This is a genomic window from Streptomyces sp. NPDC004658, from assembly GCF_040609555.1.
Taxonomy (GTDB): Bacteria; Actinomycetota; Actinomycetes; order Streptomycetales; family Streptomycetaceae; genus Streptomyces.
Genome location: NZ_JBEXKG010000425.1, coordinates 1 through 1,123, shown reverse-complemented (window position 1 = coordinate 1,123; position 1,123 = coordinate 1). Strand labels below are relative to the sequence as shown.

General features: G+C 69.5%; 1 protein-coding gene. It reads right to left on the bottom strand.

Translation table 11 applies throughout. From position 1 onward, the window contains the following. On the bottom strand, positions 1–1,123 hold a 1,123-nt coding region (locus ABZV94_RS41860), incomplete at both ends, for a sugar ABC transporter permease (protein ID WP_356350382.1).

Sequence of the window (1,123 nt, the reverse complement as noted above, 5' to 3'; positions counted from 1 at the left end):
TTCGCGTCGTCCAGCGAGGAGCCCGGCGCGATGATGAAGACCAGGTCGAAGACCTTCAGCACGTTGATCATCAGCGTCACCAGCACCACCGCGAGGACCGGGGCGAGCAGCGGCACGGTGATCCGGCGGAACACCTGCCACTCGTTGGCCCCGTCCACCCGGGCCGCTTCCAGGAGTTCACGCGGCAGGCCCGCCAGGCCGGCCGCTATCAGGACCATGGCGAAGCCCGCCCACATCCAGACGTAACTCCCGATGATGGCGGGCGTCACGAACGACGGACCGAGCCAGTCCACCCCGTTGTACGGCTCCTTGAAGTTCGAGGCGGGAAGGCGGAGTTCGGCCCCGTCCGCGGAGGCGGGCAGGGTGAACACCCCGTCGGCGCCCGCCGTGGCGGACGCGACCACCTCGCCGTCCTTGACGGCCTCCACCTTGATGCCCTTGAGCCCCAGCTCCTTGGCGTCGATGACGTTGGGCTTTCCCCCGCCGCCCTTGGTGAAGTCCAGCCACGCGGTGCCGGTGATCTCCCCGTCGCCGCCCGCCTCCGGGGCGCGGGCGGGCTTCGCGTCGGTGGGCATCTTCGCCGGCAGCACCCCGACCAGGGGCAACCGGACCGGCTCCCCGGCCCGTACCGGCACCTTCGTCACGAAGGAACCGCCGCCCGCCGCCTTCAGCGGGTGGACGGGCAGCGGATGCGCCTTGGGGAAGCCCGCCGACTCGGCGAACGTGTCGTGCACGCCCACCCACACGGCGTTGGCGACCCCGCGCTCCGGGGCCGCGTCGTACACCAGCCGGAAGATGATGCCCGCGGCGAGCATCGAGATCGCCATCGGCATGAAGACGATCAGCTTGAACGCCGTGCCCCAGCGGATGCGTTCCGTCAGCACCGCGAAGATCAGTCCGAGTGCGGTGGAGATGGTCGGGGCGAAGACCACCCAGATCGCGTTGTTCTTGATCGCCGTACGGATCGTGTCGTCCGTGAACAGCGCCTTGTAGTTGTCGAGACCGGCGAACCCGGTGCCCGCCTGGTCGAAGAACGACCGGTAGACGGAGTACACGATCGGATACACCACGAGCGCGCCGAGCAGGACCAGCGCGGGCAGCAGGAAGAGTGCCGCGACGGCCC